At 63.6% G+C, this 21,994-nt stretch carries 21 protein-coding genes; 10 read left to right on the plus strand and 11 right to left on the minus strand.

Annotated elements, in window-relative coordinates; translation table 11 throughout:
* Positions 1-100: 100 nt before the first annotated feature.
* Positions 101-1,303, plus strand: coding sequence for an SMP-30/gluconolactonase/LRE family protein (locus L6637_RS15400; RefSeq protein ID WP_237871169.1), 1,203 nt, complete (start codon positions 101-103; stop codon positions 1,301-1,303).
* Positions 1,304-1,366: 63 nt separating this feature from the next.
* Here L6637_RS15400 and L6637_RS15405 read toward each other — a convergent pair whose 3' ends face one another.
* Together L6637_RS15405 and L6637_RS15410 are read right to left on the minus strand one after the other, a co-directional pair.
* Positions 1,367-2,170 (minus strand): isocitrate lyase/PEP mutase family protein, encoded by an 804-nt coding sequence (locus tag L6637_RS15405; RefSeq protein ID WP_237866898.1) that lies wholly within the window; start codon positions 2,168-2,170, stop codon positions 1,367-1,369.
* Positions 2,171-2,238: 68 nt separating this feature from the next.
* A complete protein-coding gene (locus tag L6637_RS15410) occupies positions 2,239-3,138 on the minus strand; it encodes an alpha/beta fold hydrolase (protein WP_237871170.1) in 900 nt (299 codons plus the stop codon).
* 229 nt (positions 3,139-3,367) lie between these two features.
* Between L6637_RS15410 and L6637_RS15415 the strand changes: the two genes are divergently transcribed.
* Entirely contained in the window at positions 3,368-3,856 is a 489-nt protein-coding gene (locus tag L6637_RS15415) for a MarR family winged helix-turn-helix transcriptional regulator (protein ID WP_237871172.1), read from the plus strand.
* Positions 3,857-3,959: 103 nt separating this feature from the next.
* Here L6637_RS15415 and L6637_RS15420 read toward each other — a convergent pair whose 3' ends face one another.
* Positions 3,960-5,132 (minus strand): hypothetical protein, encoded by a 1,173-nt coding sequence (locus tag L6637_RS15420; RefSeq protein WP_237871174.1) that lies wholly within the window; start codon positions 5,130-5,132, stop codon positions 3,960-3,962.
* 430 nt (positions 5,133-5,562) lie between these two features.
* Between L6637_RS15420 and L6637_RS15425 the strand changes: the two genes are divergently transcribed.
* From L6637_RS15425 to L6637_RS15460, 8 genes are all read left to right on the plus strand, one after another.
* Positions 5,563-6,681 (plus strand): D-alanine--D-alanine ligase family protein, encoded by a 1,119-nt coding sequence (locus tag L6637_RS15425; protein WP_237871176.1) that lies wholly within the window; start codon positions 5,563-5,565, stop codon positions 6,679-6,681.
* A gap of 40 nt (positions 6,682-6,721) precedes the next feature.
* A complete protein-coding gene (locus tag L6637_RS15430; RefSeq protein ID WP_237866910.1) occupies positions 6,722-7,792 on the plus strand; it encodes an NAD(P)/FAD-dependent oxidoreductase in 1,071 nt (356 codons plus the stop codon).
* Between the two features lie 245 nt (positions 7,793-8,037).
* Positions 8,038-9,282, plus strand: a complete 1,245-nt coding sequence (locus L6637_RS15435) for an ABC transporter substrate-binding protein (protein ID WP_237866911.1) — start codon at positions 8,038-8,040, stop codon at positions 9,280-9,282.
* 109 nt (positions 9,283-9,391) lie between these two features.
* Positions 9,392-10,267 (plus strand): branched-chain amino acid ABC transporter permease, encoded by an 876-nt coding sequence (locus L6637_RS15440; RefSeq protein ID WP_237866913.1) that lies wholly within the window; start codon positions 9,392-9,394, stop codon positions 10,265-10,267.
* Position 10,268: 1 nt separating this feature from the next.
* Positions 10,269-11,195: a branched-chain amino acid ABC transporter permease gene (locus L6637_RS15445; protein ID WP_237871178.1), complete on the plus strand. Its 927-nt coding sequence runs from the start codon at positions 10,269-10,271 to the stop codon at positions 11,193-11,195.
* On the plus strand, positions 11,195-12,676 hold the full coding sequence (locus tag L6637_RS15450; RefSeq protein WP_237871180.1) for an ATP-binding cassette domain-containing protein: 1,482 nt from the start codon (positions 11,195-11,197) through the stop codon (positions 12,674-12,676). Before L6637_RS15445 ends, L6637_RS15450 begins: the two co-directional genes overlap by 1 nt.
* Positions 12,677-12,712: 36 nt before the next feature.
* Positions 12,713-13,951, plus strand: coding sequence for an ABC transporter substrate-binding protein (locus tag L6637_RS15455; RefSeq protein ID WP_237866919.1), 1,239 nt, complete (start codon positions 12,713-12,715; stop codon positions 13,949-13,951).
* Positions 13,952-14,109: 158 nt separating this feature from the next.
* Positions 14,110-15,009, plus strand: a complete 900-nt coding sequence (locus tag L6637_RS15460; RefSeq protein ID WP_237871182.1) for an SMP-30/gluconolactonase/LRE family protein — start codon at positions 14,110-14,112, stop codon at positions 15,007-15,009.
* A 10-nt stretch (positions 15,010-15,019) separates the two neighbouring features.
* Here the strand turns inward: L6637_RS15460 and L6637_RS15465 are convergent, their stop codons facing one another.
* The 8 genes from L6637_RS15465 to L6637_RS15500 are packed head-to-tail and all read right to left on the minus strand — an operon-like array spanning position 15,020 to position 21,938.
* Complete coding sequence (locus L6637_RS15465; RefSeq protein ID WP_237871183.1) at positions 15,020-16,318, minus strand: MSMEG_0569 family flavin-dependent oxidoreductase; 1,299 nt, start codon at positions 16,316-16,318, stop codon at positions 15,020-15,022.
* A 12-nt stretch (positions 16,319-16,330) separates the two neighbouring features.
* On the minus strand, positions 16,331-16,618 hold the full coding sequence (locus tag L6637_RS15470) for an MSMEG_0570 family nitrogen starvation response protein (RefSeq protein WP_237871185.1): 288 nt from the start codon (positions 16,616-16,618) through the stop codon (positions 16,331-16,333).
* Complete coding sequence (locus L6637_RS15475) at positions 16,611-17,777, minus strand: MSMEG_0565 family glycosyltransferase (RefSeq protein WP_237871187.1); 1,167 nt, start codon at positions 17,775-17,777, stop codon at positions 16,611-16,613. The genes L6637_RS15470 and L6637_RS15475 overlap by 8 nt, the downstream gene beginning before the upstream one ends.
* Positions 17,774-18,769 (minus strand): sll0787 family AIR synthase-like protein, encoded by a 996-nt coding sequence (locus tag L6637_RS15480; RefSeq protein WP_377802942.1) that lies wholly within the window; start codon positions 18,767-18,769, stop codon positions 17,774-17,776. Before L6637_RS15480 ends, L6637_RS15475 begins: the two co-directional genes overlap by 4 nt.
* A gap of 2 nt (positions 18,770-18,771) precedes the next feature.
* Complete coding sequence (locus L6637_RS15485) at positions 18,772-19,320, minus strand: MSMEG_0567/Sll0786 family nitrogen starvation N-acetyltransferase (RefSeq protein ID WP_237866927.1); 549 nt, start codon at positions 19,318-19,320, stop codon at positions 18,772-18,774.
* Positions 19,317-20,435 (minus strand): MSMEG_0568 family radical SAM protein, encoded by a 1,119-nt coding sequence (locus L6637_RS15490; protein ID WP_237871192.1) that lies wholly within the window; start codon positions 20,433-20,435, stop codon positions 19,317-19,319. The genes L6637_RS15485 and L6637_RS15490 overlap by 4 nt, the downstream gene beginning before the upstream one ends.
* Positions 20,362-21,417, minus strand: coding sequence for a Nit6803 family nitrilase (locus L6637_RS15495; protein WP_237871194.1), 1,056 nt, complete (start codon positions 21,415-21,417; stop codon positions 20,362-20,364). The genes L6637_RS15490 and L6637_RS15495 overlap by 74 nt, the downstream gene beginning before the upstream one ends.
* A 38-nt stretch (positions 21,418-21,455) precedes the next feature.
* A complete protein-coding gene (locus tag L6637_RS15500; RefSeq protein ID WP_027526573.1) occupies positions 21,456-21,938 on the minus strand; it encodes an MSMEG_0572/Sll0783 family nitrogen starvation response protein in 483 nt (160 codons plus the stop codon).
* Between the last annotated feature and the right edge of the window lie 56 nt (positions 21,939-21,994).

A 21,994-nucleotide genomic window follows, 5' to 3' on the forward strand; every position in this document is an offset into this window, starting at 1 on the left:
AATTGCATTCCCAGCCCTCGCAACCGGAAATGAATGGGACTAACCTTGCGCCTGCTCGGCCGGATCAACCGGCCAGCCAACATGACCCGGGAGGACGCGAATGACACGCCAACAGCAGCGTGAGCAGGATGTTGCGCTTTCACGACGAACGCTGGTTCAGGGACTTGCGCTTGGTGCCGCGGCCACGATGGCCGGAACGGGCACGGCGCTCGCCCAGACCGGCCCTGCCGCCCCGCCGACGACGATCACCACACCGCCGCGCGATTTCAGCCCGCGCGGCGCGCCGACCACCTATTTCTGGGACCCCGACATCATCGCGGTCGATCCGTCGTTCAACGATCTCGCGCAGCCCAACACAGCGATCAAGCGGCTTTATACCGGCGTGTTGTGGGCTGAAGGCCCGGCGTGGAGCGCGCAGGGCCGCTATCTGTTGTGGAGCGACATCCCCAACAACCGGCAGATGCGCTGGAGCGAGGATGACGGCCATGTCAGCGTTTTCCGCACGCCGTCGAACTATAGCAACGGCAACTCGTTCGACTTCCAGGGGCGCCAGCTCTCCTGCGAGCATCTGACGCGGCGGGTAACGCGCTACGAGAACGACGGCACCGCAACGATCCTCTGCGACAACTACAATGGCAAGAAGCTGAACTCGCCGAACGATGTCGTCGCCCATCCCGACGGCAGCTACTGGTTCACCGATCCGCCCTATGGCGGTCAGCTCTACGAGGGCGAGCCCGACACGGGCGGCAAGCTCAATCCCAGGATCGGCCAGCCGGCGGACTTCATACCGAAGAAGCGCGAGTTGCCGACCAACTGCTATCGCATCGATCCCAGTGGCCGCGTCGATCTCGTCGTCACCGAGGACCAGGTGCCCGATCCAAACGGCCTGTGCTTCTCGCCCGATTACAAGAAGCTCTATGTCGTCTCGACCGGCAAAGGCCCCGGCGACACCGGCGCCGGCGGCAAGGGCGAGGTCTTCGTGTTCGATGTCGGCAGCGACAACAAGCTATCGAACCAGCAGCGGTTCAGCGACTTCATGATCGACGGCGTGAAGTGCGGGCCGGACGGCGTGCGCTGCGACGTCAATGGCAACGTCTGGGCCTCCAGCAACGCCGGCCGCGCGGTTGGCTACAACGGCGTAACGGTGTGGTCGCCGGACGGCAAGCTGCTCGGCCGCATTCGCCTGCCCGAAGTCTGCGGTAACATCACCTTCGGCGGTCCCAAGCGCAACCGCCTCTTCATGGCCGCGAGCCAGTCTCTCTACGCGGTGTACACGGCGACGCAAGGTGCAGGGCCCGGCTGAGCGACGCAGGCCGTAAGCGACACGGCGCCGGGATCTCTCGCCGGCGCCGCGTCTCCTTGTCACTCAGCTGTTCGGTTGCAGGAACGTGCCGTACTGCTTGCCCTCCGCAACCGTGGCAGCAGCCTGGCCGACGACGCGCATCGCCGCCATCATGGGCCATGGCCCGAGACTCACCCGCTGGACGCCGAGGCGGGCGAGATCCGAAATTTCCGGAGTGCCTTGCGTCACCATGATATTGACCGGCAGCGGCGTGGCCTTAACGAGCTTCTCGATGAGGGCAAGGTCGGTCAGGCCGGGGACAAAGATGCCATCGGCCCCTGCTTCGGCATAGACCTTCGCGCGCCTTGCAGCTTCGTCGAGGCATTCATCCGGCGATCCGAATTTCAGCAAAAATGGATCCGTTCGCGCATTGACGAACAGCCGGACTCCAGACTTCCGCCCTGCGTCTCGCACCGCCCGGATCTTCGCCGCATGATAGTCCGGTCCGGCGAGCTGTCGTTTGCCCCCGAAGAGCCCGTCTTCGATGTTGATACCAACCGCGCCGGCCTTGAGAATCCTAGCCACTGAAGTCGCCGCAGCTTCCGGCGTTTCGCCATATCCTGCCTCCAGATCAATCGATACGGGAACCGACACCGCGGCAGTCATGCGCGATACCAAGCCCTCGACGAGATCAAGCGGCACGTTTTCTCCATCCGCGTAGCCGAGTGCGGCCGCAACCGCACCGCTGCTGGTGGCGATGGCCGGAGACGCCCTTGCGATCGCCTTCGCGGTCGCGACGTCCCAAGCATTGAACAGGATAAGCGGGTCTCCCCGCTTGTGAAGACCGTAAAACGTCTCGGCGTATTTCTGCTGCGTGCTGGCGTCCATGGTCCGTGCTCCCGATCAAAAGCCAGAAGGATGTCGTCGTTGAAAAGTCCTCATCGTGAGGCATTCACTCAATCGGGTGCATGCGTCTTGAACCAATCCATGATCAGGGTGGTGACTTCGTCCTCGCGCTCGAGGTGCGGGAAGTGGCCGACGTCAGGCAGGACAACGCGCTTGTGCGGCCCCTTGAACAGCGACTCTTCCTTGAGCGAATATTTTGCGGTCGGATCGTTGCTGCCGTAAATCGTCAGTGTTGGCGTATGCATGTCGTTGATCGGCAGCCGGCCGAGACGCCCGGCCTCGGTCAGTCCTCCGTAATATTTGAGCGCGGCCGCCATCGTGCCGGGAGAGCCGAGCGTCTCCTTGATCGAACGAAGATGCGCTTCGTCCTTGAATGATGGTGACCACAGCTTCCAGAGATAATCGACGAAGGGAAGTCCCTCGATGTTAACCGCCGATTCCGCCCCTGGAGTCTGGAAATAGTACACATGGAAGATGGAGCGAACGACGTCCGGATCCCTCCTGATGCTTGAGAACGTGATCGGGTGCGCCGTGTTCATGACCACGGCGGCCTTGATCGCCGGCGGCGCAGTGGCGAGCGCCTGAAACGTCGACGTGCCGCCCCAGTCCATGCCAACGACGCACGCCCGGCCGTCGCCGCTCAGCGCTGCGATGAGCGCTTCGAGATCCTTGCCCAAGGCGACGGGATCGAAAACTCCGTCCGCGGGGATCTCGGTCGGCGCATAGCCACGCAAGAACGGCGAGACGGCACGATAGCCTGCGTCCGCGAAAACTTGCAGCTGCTTCCGATAAGACCAGGCGTTGTCGGGAAAGCCATGCATGAACATGACCAGAGGCCCGCTCCCCTGCTCGAGGTAAGCAAACCGCACACCGTTGGCTTGCACGTATTTCAAGGCAGGTTCGCTGCCCAAGGCGTTCGTCGCTACTGCGGCTGTGCTTTGCATAGTCATCGCCTTCTCCCTGTTTCTTCCTCGTCTTCACGCCCCAGCGAATCGCTCTGCGCCGCCCGCTGCGGCACAGCCCTGTTCCACCAACTCAGAAGCGCGGGTGATCACATACAGCGCCAATGACTGCAGGGATCATCATCCAAATAATATGTGCGTAGCGCACATATTTGGTCAAGTTGTTTTTTGTGCGCTCCGCACTATTCTCCTCCGCATGGACACAGGAATCGCGAATTTGCTGGGTGCACTGTCGCTCGCCGTCATGGATCGCATCGAGCAGGGCGCGCGCGACGTGGTGGGCCGGGGTGGCGAGACGCCAGCGGCGTTGATCGTCATCGGCTACGGCCGGGGCATGACGAACGACAAGCTCAGGCGGATCCTTGACTTGTCACATTCCGGTACGGTCCGGCTCGTCGACCGGCTGGTCACCGATGGGCTTGTCGAACGCCGGCCGGGCAAGGACGGTCGCGAAGTCGCCCTGCATTTGACGACGAAGGGCGCTGCAAGCAGGAAGGAGCTGTTGGCGTCACGGATTTCAGCCGTTGCATCGCTTTTGGACGTGCTGTCGCCGGCTGAAACCAAACGCCTGGGAACGCTGATACATGACTTGCTGGCGAGGCAGGACACATCCGAGATGGATCGCTTTACGATCTGCCGGATGTGTGACGACCAGTGCTGCAGCAACTGTCCATTGCCCACAAGCAAAGGCAAAGGCGATCGCTAGCCACGAGCCGAGTCTCGCGACGGCATACCATCTCTGGCGGTGGCGCGATCAGCGCCTACACCGCCTGTTTCTTTCGCCGAGCAGCAAGGCTCGGCACCGCTTGTCAATCGTCGCCACGCTTCGGAGGCGCGGGCACGGCGGTCCGATTGGCCGGCACGATCTGCGGTTGGAATGCGAACACTTCGCGGCTGCGGTCGTCCACGAATACCTTCAGCCAGTGCACGTCGTTGTTACCGTTCGCCTGATTGTCACCGAACGTCTCAACGCGGACGAAGTTTTCGAGCCGTCGCCCCTTGGCATCGAGAAATGGCCGATCGACCCGGAAATAGTGGGAGTCGCCATGAACGTAAGCGACGGGCCTGCCGAAGGCGACAACTTCATCGCGCAGCGCGACGAGAAAGGCCTGGAAACCGTCGGGATTGGCATCGGTTTCCGCGAGCGTCTTCGGGTCACGCAACGGAGCGCGGGTTCCGTCCGACTGGTCCCAACCCGGATCGGCCTGCGAGATGAACATGACAGCCGCGGCACGGTATGTTCTCGCAACATCGAATGTCTGCTGCATCCAGAAAATGTTGGCGTTGTTGCGCGCGGCCCATTCGGCGTCGTCGGGTAGCGTATCGCAACGGTTGTTGCACGACCCCTGAATGTTGAGCGTCGCGTAAACCACACCCTTCATGATCCAGCGACGGTTTTCGACGCAACCGGTCAACTGGTTGTTGTGGTCGAGGCACAGCTTGTCGTGCTGGACCTGTTGCTTGATGGGCCGCTGGCCAAGTGAGAGATCGGTGCTGAAGAAGATCTTCCGCTCGTAGTCGAGCCTTTCGCGCGAGGAGAACGACCCATTCGATGCGCGATCGCAGTCGGTCCAGTCGTTGTCGCCGGTCGTGAACATCGCGGCTGAATTCAGCGCGTTGAAATAGCCGAGCGCCTGTTGGTACAGCGCATCGCTGCATGTGGTCGGCGTCACCGATCCAGGCGTCCCGTTGCCAGCCTTCAAGTCGCCGTCATGGACCGTGAAAGCCAGCCTCTGCGCGTTCATGTCGGCGATCAGGTTCGGCACGCCGACCTGCGCCTGGAGGTCGGAATACGGCAAATCGCCCCAGAGCCCGATGGCGTAAGCCCGGCTCTCGCCTCCCCTGTCGCGGTCATCATTGTCGGCGCGCGCGCTAACAATCGAACAGATCGCAAAGCAGGCTGCAAGCACAAGAAAGGCCGTCGCGCGCAGCTTGCCGCAGATGGCCCTCAACTTCCCCTCACCTCGCCTCGTCATCGTCATCGTCACTCCCGAGAGTTGCTTTGGACAAAAGAGGGCTCACCGCAGAAGGCAGCGTTGAGTTGCCCCGCGCCGAGTCCGGTTTACGAAAATGAGAAGAAGCCCGCCCGTGGCTCCAAATTGCCTCGATGAACGTATCGAGGGGTTGTGACGCCCACGTGAAACATTTTGAAACACGACGCAGGTGCCGCCGACCGCCGGATTGCGACGAGGAGAGCGCGCATTGTCGCCTGCGCGGCGGAGCACGCCGCGCTTGCACCGCGGATTCCTCGGTCGCAATGGCGGCATGACGGTCTGATCGCCGTACCCGCAAGCGGGGCCGGCCGCATCCGCGTGCTAGAAGCCCGCGCAAGCGCCTGTTCCTGGCCGCGAGCCTGCTCCATACCGCGCCGAATTATTGTGACTTCCGGGCAAAGCGCGTGATAATTGAGCCATGACAGACAAAATTCGCGTCGTTGTTCTCTATGGCGGCAGGTCCGGTGAACACGAGGTCTCGCTGAAATCGGCCGCCTCCGTGCTCCGGCATCTCGACCATGCGCGCTTCGAGGTGATCCCTGTTTCCATCGACAAGACCGGCCGGTGGCAATGGAACGATCTTTCGGCGATCGACCCGGCGCAGGCCTCGCTGCCGATCCTGTCCGATGCGCCCGAGATGCGGCTCGCCAGAGGCACTGACGGACGCGGCGTTCTCATGCCTGTTGTCGAGGGCACAGGCGGCCCGATCGAGATCGACGTCGTGTTTCCGGTCATGCACGGCCCGCTGTGCGAGGACGGCACCGTGCAGGGCCTGCTGGAGCTGGCCGATATTGCCTATGTCGGATCGGGCGTTCTCGCCTCCGCCGTCAGCATGGACAAGGATGTCGCCAAGCGGCTGGCGCAATTCGCCGGCGTGCCGGTCGCGCCCTATCGCGTGCTCACTCGCAAGGCTTTCGTCGCCGATCGCGCTGCGTCTCTCGCCAGGGCGATCCAGGGCCTGACGCTCCCGGTGTTCGTCAAGCCGTGCAACATGGGCTCCAGCGTCGGCATCCACAAGGTCAAGACTGCCGATGCGCTCGGGCCCGCGCTCGATGACGCATTTCGCTACGATCTCAAGGTGCTGGTCGAACAGGGCATCGACGCCCGCGAGATCGAGGTCGCCGTGCTCGAGGGCGAGACGCCGTTTGCAAGCGTTGCCAGCGAGCTCAATCCCAACGCCCAGCACGAGTTCTATTCCTACGAAGCCAAATATCTCGATCCTGACGGCGCACGCCTCGATCTTCCGGCGAGGCTCGATGCAGCCCAGATGGCGCGCGTGCGTGCGCTGGCGGTGCAGGTGTTCGCGGCGCTCGAATGCAGCGACCTCGCGCGCGTCGATTTCTTCCTCGACCGGCAAACCGGCGAATTCTGCTTCAACGAGATCAACACCCTGCCCGGCTTCACCTCGATCAGCATGTATCCGAAAATGATGGAGGCCTCGGGCGTGCCGTATGGCGAGCTGCTGACACGCCTCGTCCATCTGGCGCTGGACCGCTATCAGCAGCGTCACGCGCTGGAACGCGGGTATTCGAGCTAGGTTGTCTTCGCAAACGTAGGCGCGGATCAGGGAACAAGCCATGCGCGTTGTGATCTGCGGCGGCGGCGTGATCGGGGCCTGTACTGCTTACTTCCTGAGCCGCCATGGCGTCGATGTCATCGTCGTCGAACGGACCGAGGTGGCGGCCGCCGCATCGGGAAAGGCCGGTGGCTTTCTGGCGCGCGACTGGTGCGCAGGCACGCCGCTCGACGCGCTGGCGCGACGCAGCTTTGCACTTCACGCGCAGTTGCCTGAGGAGATTGCCGGCGATTGGGGCCATCGCCCGATGACGGCCTACAGCGGCTTTGTTGCCGACGACAACGATCCGCGCCGAAATACGCCGTCCGCACTCGATTGGCTGAGCGATGGCGTCGTCATCGCGCAACGCATCGGGACGACCGAGACGACCGCGATCGTTCATCCGCAAAAGTTCACGTCGGCGATGATGAACGCGGCGATCGTGCAAGGTGCCGAGCTTCGCCGCACCCGCTTCACGGGCATCGTGCGCGATGGGGATGGGGCGCGCGCGAAGGGCGTCGAGGTTGACGATAGCATTATCGAGGCGGATGCCGTCGTGATCGCGATGGGACCATGGTCGCTGCTCGCCGCGAACTGGATGAGCTTGCCTGCTCTCTATGCTCAACGCAGCCCGAGCATCGTGTACGACACGGGCACGCATGTGTCGGCAGACGCCTTGTTTCTCGAGACGAAGATCTACGGCGAAACCACCTCTGTCGAGGTGTTCCCTCGACCGGATGGCAGCACCTATGTGACCGCTTGCCCCGACACAGGAGCCTTTCCCACTGACCCGATCGACGTGAGGCCGGAGCCCAACAGCATGAAATGGGTGGAAGAAATATCGGGCCGACTATCGCCGCTGTTCCGACCGGAGAAGATCATCGCGAAACAGGCGTGTTATCGTCCGGTGACGGAGGACGGCTTGCCGCTGATTGGCCGCGTACCGCAGGATGAACGGCTCTATGTTGCGACAGGACATAGTGTCTGGGGTATTCTCAACGCCCCAGCGACCGGCGAAGCGCTGGCGGAGTTGATCGTCGAAGGCGCAACGCGCAACGTCGACCTCGCGCCATTCGATCCGGCCCGCCTCTAGCCGCTCGATCTGCCGCGGCGGCGATTGCGCTGACACGCTTGCGCGCCGCGATACAGGCGCATGCCCGTCGGCGAAATCTGCATGCCTGCGTGCGGAATAACGCTCCGTCCTGCCCGATATTTACGCAGCTAGACTTTAGTCCCCATCGTACACTCCTGAATACAGTTTCACTTGCCGAGGATTCTCTCGCCGTTATAGTCCGGGCCCAATAGCTCAAAGAAGCTTGGTTCAAGGGAGAGAACAAAATGAATAAAGCACTCTCTGGTGCATTGCGAAGTGCGTTTGGTGCGGCCGCGGCGGGCGTGGTGTTAGCAGCCTCAGGTGCGGCCTTTGCAGCCGATCCGATCAAGATCGGCGTCATCGCGGAAGCGCAGGCGATTGCCGGCGCTTCGATCCCGCAGGCGGCGCAGCTCGCCGCCGACGAGATCAACGCCGCCGGCGGCGTCGACGGCCGCAAGATCGAAATCATCGGCTACGACAATCACTCCTCCTCGGCAGACTCAGTGCGTGCCTTCCAGCGCGCGGTGAACGAGGACAAGGTCAATATCGTCATCGCCAGCTACATCAGCGAAGTGGTGCTGGCGCTCGAGCCCTGGGCGTCGCGGCTGAAGACGCCGTTCGTGACGCCGGGAGCTGCCTCCAATGAGATCAGCAAAAGCGTCCACGCCGATTACGAGAAGAACAAGTACACTTTCCACGGCTATTTGACCTCCGCGGCATTGGCACTCTCGGTCTGCGACGGCGCCAAGGACCTGCTCGTCGACAAGATGCACATGAAGACCGCGGTCATCATGAGCGAGGATGCCGCCTGGACCAAGCCGCTCGATGTCGGCTACGAGGAATGCCTGCCCAAGATCGGGCTGAAGGTGCTCGACCATATCCGCTTCTCGCCTGACACCACCGACTTCACCCCGATCTTCAACAAGATCGAGGGCGCCAAGCCCGACGTGATCATCACCGGCATCTCCCATGTCGGCGTGCAGCCGACGGTGCAGTGGAAGAACCAGCAGGTGCCGATCCCGATGTTCGGCATCTCATCGCAGGCCACCAACGAGACCTTCGGCAAGGACACCAACCAGGCCGCCGAAGGCGTGCTCTATCAGGGCGTCTCCGGGCCCGGCGTCGCGGTGACGCCGAAGTCGGTGCCGTTCGCGGAAAACTTCAGGAAGAAGTTCGGCAACTACCCGTCCTATGCCGGCTACACCGCCTATGACGAGGTCTACTACATCGCCGACGCCGTGAAGCGCGCCGGCTCGACCGACGCCGACAAGCTGGTCGATGCGCTGGAGAAGACCGACTGGGAAGGCACGATCGGCCGAGTCCAGTTCTACGGCAAGGACGATCCGTTCACGCACTCGATCAAGTACGGCAAGGGCCTGATCACCGGGCTGATGTTGCAATGGCAGGACGGCAAGCAGAGCGCGGTCTGGCCCAAGGAAGTCGCCAAGATCGACATCAAGTTCCCGAGCTTCATCAAGCTCAGCAACTGATCGGAATTGCTCCCGGGACCATCTCCCGGGAGCTTCCACTTGCGGCGCTGCACCTTTCCTCAAAGCGGCAGCCTGACTGCCAGCTCATAGAGCGGATTGCCAATCATCAATGCGAGCTTTCCAGATTCTGATCGATGGCTTTGCCATCAGCGCTCTCTACGCTCTCGGCGCCACCGGCTTCACACTGATCTTCGGCGTCTCCGGCGTGCTCAACCTCTCCCACGGCGCCATCATGGTGGCCGCCGCCGTGGCGGCCTGGGCCGCCGCGAGCATTCTGGGTGTCGGCACTTATGCCGGCGCGCTGATCGGCGTCGGCGTCGCCCTCCTCACCGCCTTCCTCACTTACTTCGCCGTCGTGAAGCCGATCCAGGATTCCCGGCGCATCCCGAATGAGGAGAAGGAGATCTTCGTCCTCACGGGAACGCTGCTCTGGGGCATCATGATCCAGGAGCTGATCGCCTATTTCTTCACCAATAACGCCAAGACCGTGCTGCCGATCGTCGAAGGCGTGGTCGAGATCCTGGGCGTCCGCACGCCCAAGAACGAGATCTTCACGGCGATCGTGTGCTGCCTCGTCATCGGACTGCTGTGGCTCTTGGTGAATCGCACCCGCACCGGCAAGGCGGTGCTGGCGGCCTCGATGAACCCGCGCGGCGTGACGCTGCTCGGGCTCGAGCTCACCAACATCTACATCGTGGTCTGGGCGATCTACGGCATCCTGGCCGGCATCGCCGGCGTGCTGCTCGGCATGTTCCTCGGCGTCAGCTCCTACAGCGTGGGGCCGCTGACCGCGAGCGCGTTCTCGATCGTGGTGCTCGGCGGCCTCGGCAGCGTCTCCGGCTCGCTGATCGCGGCCTTCGTTGTCGGTTATCTCGAAACGCTCACGGCCTATCTGGTCTCGCCGGCCTATCGCACCATTCCAGCGCTCTTGCTGCTCGTCTTCGTGATGTACATCCGGCCCCAGGGCCTTCTGGGGAGGCGCTGAGATGGCCGGTTTCTTTACCTCGCGCCTGTTCTTCGTCTCGCTGGCGCTCGTGATCATCGCGGCGACGCTGCCGCTTTATGTCTCCGGCTATGTGCTCGGGCTGCTTACCGTCGCTTTCTATTTCGGTGTGTTCGCGATGGCCTGGGATCTGCTGTTCGGCTTCGCCGGCGAGGTCAATTTCGGCCCGACCTTCCTGATCGGCGTCGGCGCCTACACCGCCGGAATTTTGAATGCGCAATTCGGCTGGTCGGTCTACCTCTGCATCGTGCTGGGCGCGCTCGCTTCCGTCGTCGCAGGGCTCGTGCTGGCGCTGCCCGCGCTGCGCGTGCGCGGGCCGTATTTCGGCCTGACCACGCTGGTCGCGGTGTTGATGCTGCAAAACTTCATCGTGGTGTTCGCGGACCTCACCGGCGGCGAGATCGGCCTCACCATCCCCGACGTCATCACAATCGATGCCGGCGCCAATTACTGGATCGCGCTCGGCTTCATGACGATCTCGGCGGCGATCCTCTACGGCCTGTCGCAATCGCCCGTGGGCCTCGTGTTGCAGGCCAGCGGCCAGGATCCGGTGCAAGCAGGCGCGCTCGGCTTCAACATCGTCAAGCACAAGCTTGCCGCCTTCATCGTCAGCGCGTTCTTCTCGGGGCTGTCAGGCGCGCTGCTGGTGTTCTATTTCGGCACCGCCTCGGTCGGCACCGTCGTCGATGTCGCGGTCGGCGTCAACGTGATCGTCTCAGCCGTGCTCGGCGGCCGCCGCACCGTGCTGGGCGCAGCGCTGGGCGCAATCTTCCTGATCGTCGCCGGCGAATTCCTGCGTCCGACCGGCGAGCTCGCGACCTTCATCGTCTCGGCGGTCGCCCTGCTCGTCGTCCTGTTCTTCCCCGGCGGCTTCTTAGGGGCGGCCCTCTCGCGCGAGGCTCGCTCGTAATGGATCAGAGGCTTTCCAACCGGCCCGTGCTCGAAGTCCGCGGCCTCACCAAACGCTTTGGCGGGTTGACCGCGGTGAAGAACCTCGGCTTCGAGGTCAACAGCGGCGAGATCTTTGGCCTGATCGGGCCAAACGGCTCGGGCAAATCCACCGCGATGAAGAGCGTGATGGGCATCGAGCGCCCGACCGCGGGCGACGTCGTGTTCGAAGGCGAGAATGTCGCGGGCCTGCCTGCGCACAAGATCGCGCGCAAAGGCTTCGGCATGGTGTTCCAGCACTCGCGGCCGCTGAACCGGCAGACGGTGCTGGAGAACATCATGGTGGCGCTGCTGCCGGACAGCCTGTTCATGCTGTTTCCGGACAAGGCGCTGGTCGAGCGCGCCAAATGGATCGCCGACCGCGTCGGCCTGGGCTCCGTGATGAACCGCCGCCCGCCGACGCTGCCCTTTGCCGATTTGCGTCGGCTCGAGCTCGCCAAGGCGATCGCGCGTGATCCCAAGGTCGTGCTGGTCGACGAACCTTTCGCGGGCCTGACCCGCGCCGAGGTCGACGTGTTCTCCGACCTGATCCGCAGCTTCCGCGACGAGGGTCGCGCGGTGATGCTGGTCGATCACAACGTCAAGAGCGTCGCGGCGCTGGTCGACCGAGTGCTGGCGATGTATCTCGGCGAGGAGATCGTCACCGGCAACGCCGACGACGTCATGAAGAACGAGACCGTGCGGCGGGTCTATCTCGGCGGCGCCATCGAGACCCATGCGCGACCTGAAACCAGCTTCAAGGACAAGGTGCCGCTGCTCCAGGTCGAGAATGTCAGCGTGCATTACGGCAAGGCGCAGGCACTGGAGAACGTCTCGATCCACATCCACGAAGGCGAATTCGTCTCCATCGTCGGCCTCAACGGCGCCGGCAAGACCACGCTGTTCAACACCATCTCCGGCTTCCTGCCCTACACCGGCGAGATCATTCGCAACGGCGAGAAGCTGCGCGGCACGAGCCCGGCGAAGATCGCCCGCAGCGGCCTCGTCCAGTGCCCGGAGTCGCGCGAGCTGTTCGGCGAGATGACCGTGCGAGAAAACCTCGATCTCGGCGGCCAGCATCTGACCGACGATAAGCGCGCCGCGCAGCTTGCGTGGCTGTTCGAGCTATTCCCGATCCTGAAGGAGCGCCAGGGCCAGATGGCACAGACGCTCTCGGGCGGCGAGCAGCAGATGCTGGCGATCGGTCGCGCGCTGATGATGCAGCCGCAAATCCTGATTCTGGACGAACCGACGCTGGGCTTGGCGCCCGTCATCCTCGAGCTGCTGTCCAAGGCACTGGAGAAGCTGCGGCAGACCACCTCGATCACCGTGCTGCTCGGCGAGCAGAACGTGACCTTCGCTCTGCCCCATGCCGACCGCGTCTATGTGCTGGAGCACGCCAGAATCGTCTGGGAGGGCGATCCCGGCCGCTTCGCCGCTGAGGCCGGCGCCGATTTTCTTTGAGTTCGCGTACCAACAAAAAACGAAAGGGAAACGACCATGCGATCATCGACGGTTTTGGCTTCCGCCCTCGTCAGCTCCGCGTTGGCGCTCTGCCTCGCAGCTCCCGCCTACGCGCAGTCGAACGACCCGATCAAGATCGGCGTCATCGCCGAGGTGCAGTCGATCGCAGGCGCGGCAACGCCCGGCGGCGCGCAGATCGCCGCCGACGAGATCAATGCCAAGGGCGGCATTCTCGGCCGCAAGATCGAGATCGTCACCTATGACAACAAGAGCTCCTCGGCCGATTCCGTGCGCGCATTCCAGCGCGCGGTGAGCGAGGACAAGGTCTCGGCCGTGATCGCGAGCTACATCTCCGAGGTCGTGCTGGCGCTGGAGCCCTGGGCCGCGCGGCTGAAGATGCCGCTGATCACGCCCGGCGCCGCCTCGAACGAGATCACCAAGGCGATCCACAACGACTACGAGAAGAACAAGTACACCTTCCACGGCTATCTGACCTCGGCCGCCCAGGCCCAACTCGTCTGCGACGCCGCCAAGGACCTGCTGGTCGACAAGATGCACATGAAGACCGTCGCGATCATGAGCGAGGACGCCGCCTGGACCAAGCCACTCGACGTCGGCTACGAAGCCTGCCTGCCCAAGGCAGGCCTCAAGGTCGTCGAGCATGTGCGCTTCTCGCCTGATACCACCGACTTCACGCCGATCTTCAACAACATCGAGGCCAAGAAGCCTGATGTCATCGTCACCGGCATCTCCCATGTCGGCGTGCAGCCGACGGTGCAGTGGAAGAACCAGCAGGTGCCGGTGCCGATGTTCGGCATCAGTGCGCAGGCGCTGAGTCCGACCTTCTGGAAGGACACCAACGGCGCCGCCGACGGCGTGCCATCGCTCGCTGTCGCGACGCCCGATGTCGCCGTGACCTCGAAGACAAAGCCGTTCGCGGCCGCGTTCAAGGCCAAGTTCGGCGCGCCGCCGGCCTATACCGGCTACACCGCCTATGACGAGGTCTATATGATCACCGATGCGATCAAGCGCGCGGGATCGACCGACCCGGACAAGATGGTTACTGAACTGGAGAAGACCGACTACGAAGGCACGATCGGCAAGATTCAGTTCTACGGCAAGGATGACGAGTTCACCCACGGCATCAAGTCGGGCGCCGGCTTCGTGACCGGCCTGGTCTTCCAGTGGCAGGATGAGAAGCAGGTCGTGGTCTGGCCGGAGAAGATCGCGGAAGGCAAGCTGAAGTTTCCGAACTTCGTGAAGCTGTCGCAGTAACAGGCCCAACGCCAGATCACATGCGCGATGCCCGGGCCTTCCCGGGCATTTCGTTTTTGCTCCTTGCAGCGAACCATCTTGCAAATTCGGCAAGGTCGATCAAAGTAACGACCGCACGCAGGCCCCCTCAAGAATCTGCGGCTCATCAAGGAGGACGCATGCTCCCCTATGTCACCCACGATCCTCGCTTCGATCGGCTGGTCATCGGCCATGTCAATCTCGAAAAGCTCACCAGCGGTTGCCGCTGGGCCGAAGGTCCCGCCTATTTTCCCGCCGGGCGCTACCTCATCTGGTCCGACATCCCGAATAACCGGATGATGCGCTTCGACGAGACCGACGGATCGGTGTCGGTATTCCGTTCGCCGAGCTTCAATTCCAACGGCAACACCACCGATCGCCAGGGGCGGCTGGTCAGTTGCGAGCATTTCATGCGGCGCGTCACCCGGACCGAGCATGACGGCTCGATCACCGTGCTCGCTGACAAGTTCGAGGGCCGCCGGCTGAATTCGCCCAATGACGTCGTGGTCAAGTCAGACCATTCGATCTGGTTCTCCGACCCGACCTACGGCATTGACAGCGACTATGAGGGACAGCAGAGCCCGTCCGAGATCGGCGCCTCCAACGTCTACCGGATCGACGGCAGCTCCGGTGCCATCACGCGCGTCGTATCCGACCGGGTGCAGCCGAACGGGCTGGCCTTCTCGCCGGACGAGACGCGGCTGTACGTCGCCGACACCGGCGCGACGCATGTGCGCGGACTGCCGCCGACGATCTGGTCCTATGAGGTCAAAGGACAGACTGTCGGCGACGCCTCACTGTTCGCGACATGTCCAGACGGGCTCTATGACGGTTTCCGCGTCGACATCCATGGCAACATCTGGACCTCGGCGGGCCGCAGCGTGTTCTGCTACGCACCTGACGGGGCTCATATCGGCACGGTCCCGATCGGCGAGATCGTCGCCAATGTCTGCTTCGGCGGCCCGCGCCGCAACCGGCTCTATATCTGCGGACAGACCTCGCTGTATTCGATCTATCTCAACACGCGGGCGGCTGTGTAGGGAGAGGAAGCTACACGGCTGCTCTCGCTGCATATTGCTCGCGTGGGCCTGCCTGATACGTGCCGGAATGCGATGCGCTCGATCGCTCGTCGATGTGGTTCGCAACAAACTCCGCGTCACGCCCGATGCCGACGAACCGGCCCGAGCCCCAGGTGTAGAGCCACGGCAGGCCGACCACATAGGCGCCGTCGACCGAGGTCACGCCCCGCTTGTGGGTTGGGTAGCCGGTGCCATCGAACATCGGCAGGTCGATCCAGGACCAGTCGGACCGAAAGCCGGTCGTCCAGATGATGCCAGTGACGCCGCTTGCCGCGAGATCGAGCTCTGTGGGCACCGCATCGGGGGACCACACGGGCTCGTAGTGGGGCGTCACGGGCGCCGCAATTCTATTTCTTGCAATGTGCTCGTCGATCATTCGGCAGATGCCGTTGTAGACCCGGTCGGCATTGTCGAGATTGACCTGGAGATCATCGCCAAGCTGCAGGCGCGTCCCACGACCGTCCTTGAGGCGACCGTAGAGCTTCATGCCCTCGAGTGCGAACTTGCGCAGGTCGATGTCGCGGCCGCCGTCCCGTCCGGTCAGGTAGTGGTTGGCGTTCTTGCGGACCCCCTCTTTCAGAGAATGCTTGTCCACGGGCAGGTCATACTGGCCGAGATCGTCGAGCCAGTCGACGGCGTCGCGGCCGCGATAGAAGCGCGGGCAACGTGGCGCGCTGCCGACGGCGAGATGTACCTTGCGGCCAGCCAGGTGCAGATCCTCCGCGATCTGGCAGCCCGATTGCCCGCTTCCCACCACCAGGATCTCGCCCGGCGGCAGCTGATCCGGATTGCGGTAGGCGGACGAGTGGATCTGCATGATCGACGGATCAAGCCGGTCGGCAAACGGCAGCACCTTGGGAACGTGGTATCCGCTGACGGCCAGCACGACGCTGTCAGCAGCGATCTCGCCTGCGTCGGTCTCGAGCATGAAGCCGCGACCGGATTGCCTGAGGCGTGTGACAGCGACGCCCTCGCGAACCGGCGCACCGATGTGCCTGGCGAAATCCTCGATGTAAGTGACGATCTCGTCGCGCAGCATGAAGCCATGCGGATCACTACCGGCATAAGGAAATCCCGGGAGCTTGCATTGCCAGTTCGGCGTCACCAGGCAGAACGCGTCCCACCGCTGGGTCTTCCAGGAATGTGCGACGGTGTTTTTCTCGAGCACGACATGCTCGATGCCGCGCGCCTTGAGTTGTGCGCTCATCGCAAGGCCAGCCTGGCCGCCGCCGATCACGACGACCCGATAGTGAGAGTGAAGGTCGGGCATGATCAGCTCCTGCTAGTCTTCAAACGAGACGATGGTGACGGAAGCACCGGGCGTGGCCTCGAACTGTGCCGCCGTCGCCTCGATCCGGGCGAGTTGCCCGAGCGCACGCGAGCAGAGAAAGCCGTACTTCTCGCGGACACGCTCAGCCGCGATCGTCAGCGCAATGCGGCTACGTTCGCGAAAATCGTCGAGCGCATAGGTCGTGCCGGCGACGAAGTGGTCCTTGATGACGAGCGAGGGCGAATAGCAGGCCTCGATCCGCTCATCGGGCCAGCGCACATGGAAGTGCATCTCAGGCATAATGCACCTCGCGCATCTCCTGATAGGTCGCCATGTGAGCCTTGGCGGTGCGGCCCCAGTCGTGAAATCGGGCGACCTTCGCGCCATTCGCAATCAGGCGCGAGCGCAGGGGCTGGGCGAGTGCACTGAGGGTGGCATCCGCGATCGAGCCTGCGTGATGCGGATCGCACCAGCCAACGTCATCGGCGCCGAGATATTCGGTGAATGGCGCGAGATGCGAGACCACCGCCGGCAAGCCGCTGGCCATCGCCTCCAGCACAGCAAGGCCAAAGCCTTCGCGCAAGGACGGGAACATCAGCACATCGGCCAGACGAAACAGCGATGGCATCTCGGCATCCGGCAGCGGACCGGTCTCGATGACGGCATCCGCAGGCAGCCCGGCGTCGCGCAGCCGCGAATTGAACTGTTGCCGATAGAGGCCATGGTCCAGCAGAGATGCACCCCCGGCGATGACGAGCTGCGCGGACCGATGCACGGCATGCACCTGCCGGAAGGCCTCGATAATGCCGAGCGTATTCTTGCGCTGCTCGACCCCGCCGATGGAGAGCAGGATCGGGCCAGCGCGAAGGCCGAGCCGGGCGCGCAATACCTGATCGCCAGGAGTCGCTGCGGGCGAATAGCGTACCGTGTCGACGCCATTGCCGACCAGCCCCGCCGAGCGGGACATCTCTGCCTTCAACCGCTCCTGCCAGAACCGGCTTACGACGAATAAGCCGTCGGCGTGGATGATCGAGCGACGATCCAGCTCGCTGAGCCGCTCGTCGGTGAATGCATCGATGTGATGAACGGTGCGGACATAGCGCTGGATCAGGCCACGCTGTTTCAGCGTCGCGAGCGCATTGCCGGAAATGCCGTCCTGGGCGTGGAAGATGTCGAACTGGCGACGCGCAGAATCCTCAAAATACCTGACATAGTCCTTGATGCGCGTTTCGACCGTCGCGACGACGTCGCCCGAGGCGGGCGATGCAGGCACGGAACGCGTCGCGGCGATGCTGCGGCGGAAGAAGCCCTTGCCAGCGGGGTCAGGCGCATGCACGACCGGCATATGTCCGAGGTCCGCGAGCGCATCGGCAAGCGCGAGCGCATGCACCACGCCGCCCCGTGGATTGGTGGAGTGCGTGAGGATCGCAATGCGAAGCCGGGACGAACTGCCGCTCATGCCACGCTCCGCCGCTGATGGTTCTGATCCGGCGCACAGCCAATCAGGGGTTGCGCCGCGAAGTCCCAGACAGTTGCACGGGCAGAAGCAGCGCTGATATCGACGCGTGTTCCCGCACTGACGTCTCCGATCGCGGCGGCCGCGATGTCGCGTCGCTGGAAACGCGACAGGATCGCGTCGACGTCGCCGGGCTTGACCGACAGCAGATAGCCGAAGCTCGGGAACGTCAGCAGCCAGCGCTCGAGCGGCGCTCCGGCGGGAATCGGAACCGCCTCGACGTCCAGTGTGATGGCAACCTGCGAGCACTCCGCCAACATTGCCGCGGTCCCGACAATGCCGCCCTGACTGATGTCCTTGGCTGCCAGTGCGAGCCCTGCCTCAGCAATCGACGGCAGGATCTCCAGATCGCCGCGCAACCGCTCCGCGGGCGCGTCGGTCGCTGCCTCCCAATTCGCAAATGGATCGCGGTAGCGGCCACGAAGGTCGATCGCCGCGATGAGCTTGTCGCCGGGCCTGGCGTCGAAGCTCGTGAGAAGCCGCTTGGCCCGACCGAGGATCGCGACGGCAAACTGGCTCTGGCTGCTGCGCACATTGGTGTGGCCGCCGATGACAGGCACACCGAATGTCTTCGCGGCGGCTTTCAATCCTTCGAGAATGGGCGCGGCCTCATCAGCGCCGTTGGACCAGATCGCATTGACGATGGCCGTCGGTCGTCCGCCCATCGCAGCGACGTCCGAGATGTTGACCATGGCGCCGCACCACCCCGCGAACCAGGGATCGGCCGCAACGAATTCGTTCATGAAGCCTTCGATGGCGAACAGGGTGTAGCCGTCGCCCTCGGGGATCGCTGCGCAATCGTCCCCCACCGCGATGGCGTCGCTGCCCGACAGGTCGAGCGCGGCCGCAACAGCCGCGATATCGGCCTTGGCGGCGATGCCGCGGCTTTTGCGGAGCGTTTCGGCGAGGCTTGTGAGTACGGCGTCGGTCAGCATCATCAGGCTGCCAGCTTTGCGAGCGAGAGGAAGCCGGTTTCGGGCGTGCGGAACGGCGGGTAATGGTCGAGATCGGCCTCCATGCGATGATGCGGCCGGCCATGGAGCTCGAATTCGCCGAGCGAGCGCCAATGCATGTGCTGGAACAGCAGCGCGTTCTGACTTTGCACATTGGCAAGGAACCGCCGGCAGCCGCGCGCATGCGCGGAGGACACGGCAAGCCGGATCAAGCCGGCGCCGACCGCGCTGAGACGCCGATAGCTCTTCTCGACGGCAAGGCGGGAGCCCCACCACACATCCGCCTCGTGATCGTCGGCATGAATGCGCACGGTACCGACGACCTCGTCCTCGGCGACGCCGAGCAGCGACACGGCCACGAGCGGGATGGCTGAAACGTCGACCGCGTCGCGATCATCGCCTGAAAACACGCCCTGCTCCTCGCAGAAGACCTTGCGGCGCAAGGCTGCAGCGGCAGCGCGCTCCCAGGCTTCGGTTGCAAACTTCACCTGGAATTCTGGCGCGACGAACGGCTTGAACGGCTCGAACATCATGCACTTGCTCCGCGCTCGTAGGTGGACAGGGCCGAGCAGGCGCCGCATTTGCCGCAACCTGCCTTGATATCGGTGGCGCGCAAGCCGCCGGCGCGCAGCATCTCGGCGAGCGGGCGCAGAATCTCATGCATGAACGCCGCAGACGGCGTCGCATGGCTCTCCAGCGGCGTGCCGGCGATCGGCACGAACGGCACGACGAAGGGATAGACGCCGAGATCGATCAGCCGGCGCGACAGCGCGAGGATTTCGGACGGCTCGTCACCGAGGCCAGCCAGGATATAAGTCGAGACCTGACCCCGGCCGAAGACCGGCACGGCCGCGGCAAACGCGTCCATGTATTGCTCGACCTGGACCTGCGCCTTGCCGGGCATGATCCTTTGCCGCACGGCTGGCCCGATCACCTCCAGATGCATCCCGAGCGCGTCGACGCCTGAGCTTTTCATGCGCTGAAACCAGGCAAAATCATCAGGCGGTTCGCATTGCGCCTGGATCGGCAGATCGACGGTGGCTTTGATGGCCTGCGCGCTCTCCGCAAGGATGCCGGCGCCGCGGTCCGACGTGTGCGGCGTGCCAGTCGTCATCACCATATGCCTGACACCGTCGAGCTCGACGGCGACCTTGGCGACTTCGGCAAGCTGTGCCGGCGTCTTGCGCTCGACCGTGCGACCCGCCGCGAGCGACTGGCCGATGGCGCAGAACTGGCAGGTTTTGGTGCGGCTCTGATAGCGGATGCAGGTCTGCAGCACCGTGGTGGCGAGAACGTCGCGCCCGTGCAGGGTCGCGATCTTCCAATAGGGAATGCCGTCCGCGGTGGTGCGGTCGTAGAACTTGGGTCGCAACGGAAACGAGACGTCGGCCAGCACCACGCCGTCGCGCGAGATGCGGCTGCGTCCGGCCTCGTCAGGGCGCTCGACGAGATAGGGGCTCTCGAAGGCCGGCGCGTTGTGCACCGGGATCATCACGGTGGCGCCATCGATCGTGAACGGCGTGTGATCCGACGGCCCGGCGCCGCCGCGGCGGCTCGTGCCCCCGGTCTTGGGATCAGCGAGCCGAACCCCGAAGGACTGCAACTCGTTGATCAGCTGCTCGGTCGGCATCGCCTGGGGTTGCGACATCTGCACTCTCATCTGATTGGTCTTTCGACATGGGCGTGAGGCGGTTTGGGTGAAAGCCGTGCATCGGACGCGCCGGTTGGTCGTTCAGCACGAGCGACAGCAACTCCGGCCGGGCGTAGTGGCCGACCGAGTCCATCATCCGCTTGCGCTTGGTGATCAAAGCGAGATCGAGATCGGCAACAAGGATGCCCTCACCGCTGGTCAGCGGTGGCGCCAGATGATTGCCTTCGGGAGAGACGATCGCGGTCATGCAGCCGCCGCGCAAACCTTTGCGCAGGCCTTCCTCCGGCGAGATTTTCGCGATCTGCTCCTCGGTCAGCCAGCCGGTGGCGTTGACGACGAAGCATCCGCTTTCAAGCGCGTGATGCCGGATCGTCACCTCGATCTGGTCGGCGAACACCTGTCCGACCAGCGATCCCGGAAACTGGGCCGCGTGAATTTCTTCGTGCTGGGCCATCAGCGCATAGCGGGCGAGCGGATTGTAATGCTCCCAGCAGGCGAGCGCGCCGACACGGCCGACCGCGGTCTCGACCACCTTCAGGCCGGCGCCATCGCCCTGCCCCCAGATCATGCGCTCGTGAAATGTCGGCGTGATCTTGCGGCGCTTCAGGAGAAGCGCGCCGTTAGCATCGAACACGAGCTGGGTATTGTAAAGCGAGCCGTGATCGCGCTCGTTGACGCCGAGCACCACGACCATGCCGTGGCGCTTGGCCGCTTGCGCGACCGCGTCCGTCACGGGACCAGGCACGACGACGGCATTGTCATAAAGCTGGATGTGCTCGGCACCGCTCAGAGCCGGCGGACGGACAAAGGAGAAATACGGGTACCAGGGAACGAACGTCTCCGGAAAGACGGCGAACTGGACTCCCTTGCCCGCCGCCTCCGTGATGGCCGCCAGGATCCGGTCGACCGTTCCGGTCGGCGTGTCCAGATCTGGCGCGATCTGAACAGCGCCAGCCCTGATCGTGCGCTTCGCTGTCACTTGTGCTCTCCCTCGTCCGTCGCGCGAGCCAACCGAGGTCAGACTGTCCAGGTGTGGATCATGAACGCGTCGTCCCTGCGGTGAAGCAGGATGAGGTCGAGCACATCGAGCGGATTGATCGGCCGGATGCCCGGAATCAGCGACGGCTCGCCATGGCCGTAAAGCGCCTGCAGCGCGAACCGGCAGGCATAGACCTTGCCGCCTTCATCCATGAATTTCGCGAGCTGGTTGTTGAAGTTCTGCGCGCCGGGGAAGGCCTCGTCGCCGATCTTTGGAAAGCCGCGCTGAATGCCGAGCGTGACACCGGGACCGTAAAGCAGAACCGAGGTCTCGAAGCCCTTCCGCTTCAGGCGCAGCGCCTGGAGAATATTGACGAGGCCGATCGAGCCTTCGAACGCGACGGTATGGAAGGTGACCAGCGCCTTCTCACCCGGCTTCGCTTTGACGTCCTCGAAAACCTTCTCTTCGTAGTCGACAAGAAAGTCGCCCTTCTGACGCGCGGGCATGTTCACTGCTGGCATAGACACCTCCTGTTCACGTCCGGCCCTCCCGGATCGAGATCAGGTTTTGCAATCAA

Origin of the sequence: Bradyrhizobium zhengyangense (assembly GCF_022012435.1) — a bacterium.
In the GTDB taxonomy this organism is placed as follows: domain Bacteria; phylum Pseudomonadota; class Alphaproteobacteria; order Rhizobiales; family Xanthobacteraceae; genus Bradyrhizobium; species Bradyrhizobium zhengyangense.

What these genes read in the sequence shown, in the direction of transcription:
- L6637_RS15400 (WP_237871169.1), top strand. Translation starts at nt 101, where the DNA reads ATGACACGCCAACAGCAGCGTGAGCAGGATGTTGCGCTTTCACGACGA.
- L6637_RS15405 (WP_237866898.1), bottom strand. Translation starts at nt 2,170, where the DNA reads ATGGACGCCAGCACGCAGCAGAAATACGCCGAGACGTTTTACGGTCTT.
- L6637_RS15410 (WP_237871170.1), bottom strand. Translation starts at nt 3,138, where the DNA reads ATGACTATGCAAAGCACAGCCGCAGTAGCGACGAACGCCTTGGGCAGC.
- L6637_RS15420 (WP_237871174.1), bottom strand. Translation starts at nt 5,132, where the DNA reads ATGACGATGACGAGGCGAGGTGAGGGGAAGTTGAGGGCCATCTGCGGC.
- L6637_RS15425 (WP_237871176.1), top strand. Translation starts at nt 5,563, where the DNA reads ATGACAGACAAAATTCGCGTCGTTGTTCTCTATGGCGGCAGGTCCGGT.
- L6637_RS15430 (WP_237866910.1), top strand. Translation starts at nt 6,722, where the DNA reads ATGCGCGTTGTGATCTGCGGCGGCGGCGTGATCGGGGCCTGTACTGCT.
- L6637_RS15435 (WP_237866911.1), top strand. Translation starts at nt 8,038, where the DNA reads ATGAATAAAGCACTCTCTGGTGCATTGCGAAGTGCGTTTGGTGCGGCC.
- L6637_RS15440 (WP_237866913.1), top strand. Translation starts at nt 9,392, where the DNA reads ATGCGAGCTTTCCAGATTCTGATCGATGGCTTTGCCATCAGCGCTCTC.
- L6637_RS15445 (WP_237871178.1), top strand. Translation starts at nt 10,269, where the DNA reads ATGGCCGGTTTCTTTACCTCGCGCCTGTTCTTCGTCTCGCTGGCGCTC.
- L6637_RS15450 (WP_237871180.1), top strand. Translation starts at nt 11,195, where the DNA reads ATGGATCAGAGGCTTTCCAACCGGCCCGTGCTCGAAGTCCGCGGCCTC.
- L6637_RS15455 (WP_237866919.1), top strand. Translation starts at nt 12,713, where the DNA reads ATGCGATCATCGACGGTTTTGGCTTCCGCCCTCGTCAGCTCCGCGTTG.
- L6637_RS15460 (WP_237871182.1), top strand. Translation starts at nt 14,110, where the DNA reads ATGCTCCCCTATGTCACCCACGATCCTCGCTTCGATCGGCTGGTCATC.
- L6637_RS15465 (WP_237871183.1), bottom strand. Translation starts at nt 16,318, where the DNA reads ATGCCCGACCTTCACTCTCACTATCGGGTCGTCGTGATCGGCGGCGGC.
- L6637_RS15470 (WP_237871185.1), bottom strand. Translation starts at nt 16,618, where the DNA reads ATGCCTGAGATGCACTTCCATGTGCGCTGGCCCGATGAGCGGATCGAG.
- L6637_RS15475 (WP_237871187.1), bottom strand. Translation starts at nt 17,777, where the DNA reads ATGAGCGGCAGTTCGTCCCGGCTTCGCATTGCGATCCTCACGCACTCC.
- L6637_RS15480 (WP_377802942.1), bottom strand. Translation starts at nt 18,769, where the DNA reads ATGCTGACCGACGCCGTACTCACAAGCCTCGCCGAAACGCTCCGCAAA.
- L6637_RS15485 (WP_237866927.1), bottom strand. Translation starts at nt 19,320, where the DNA reads ATGATGTTCGAGCCGTTCAAGCCGTTCGTCGCGCCAGAATTCCAGGTG.
- L6637_RS15490 (WP_237871192.1), bottom strand. Translation starts at nt 20,435, where the DNA reads ATGTCGCAACCCCAGGCGATGCCGACCGAGCAGCTGATCAACGAGTTG.
- L6637_RS15500 (WP_027526573.1), bottom strand. Translation starts at nt 21,938, where the DNA reads ATGCCAGCAGTGAACATGCCCGCGCGTCAGAAGGGCGACTTTCTTGTC.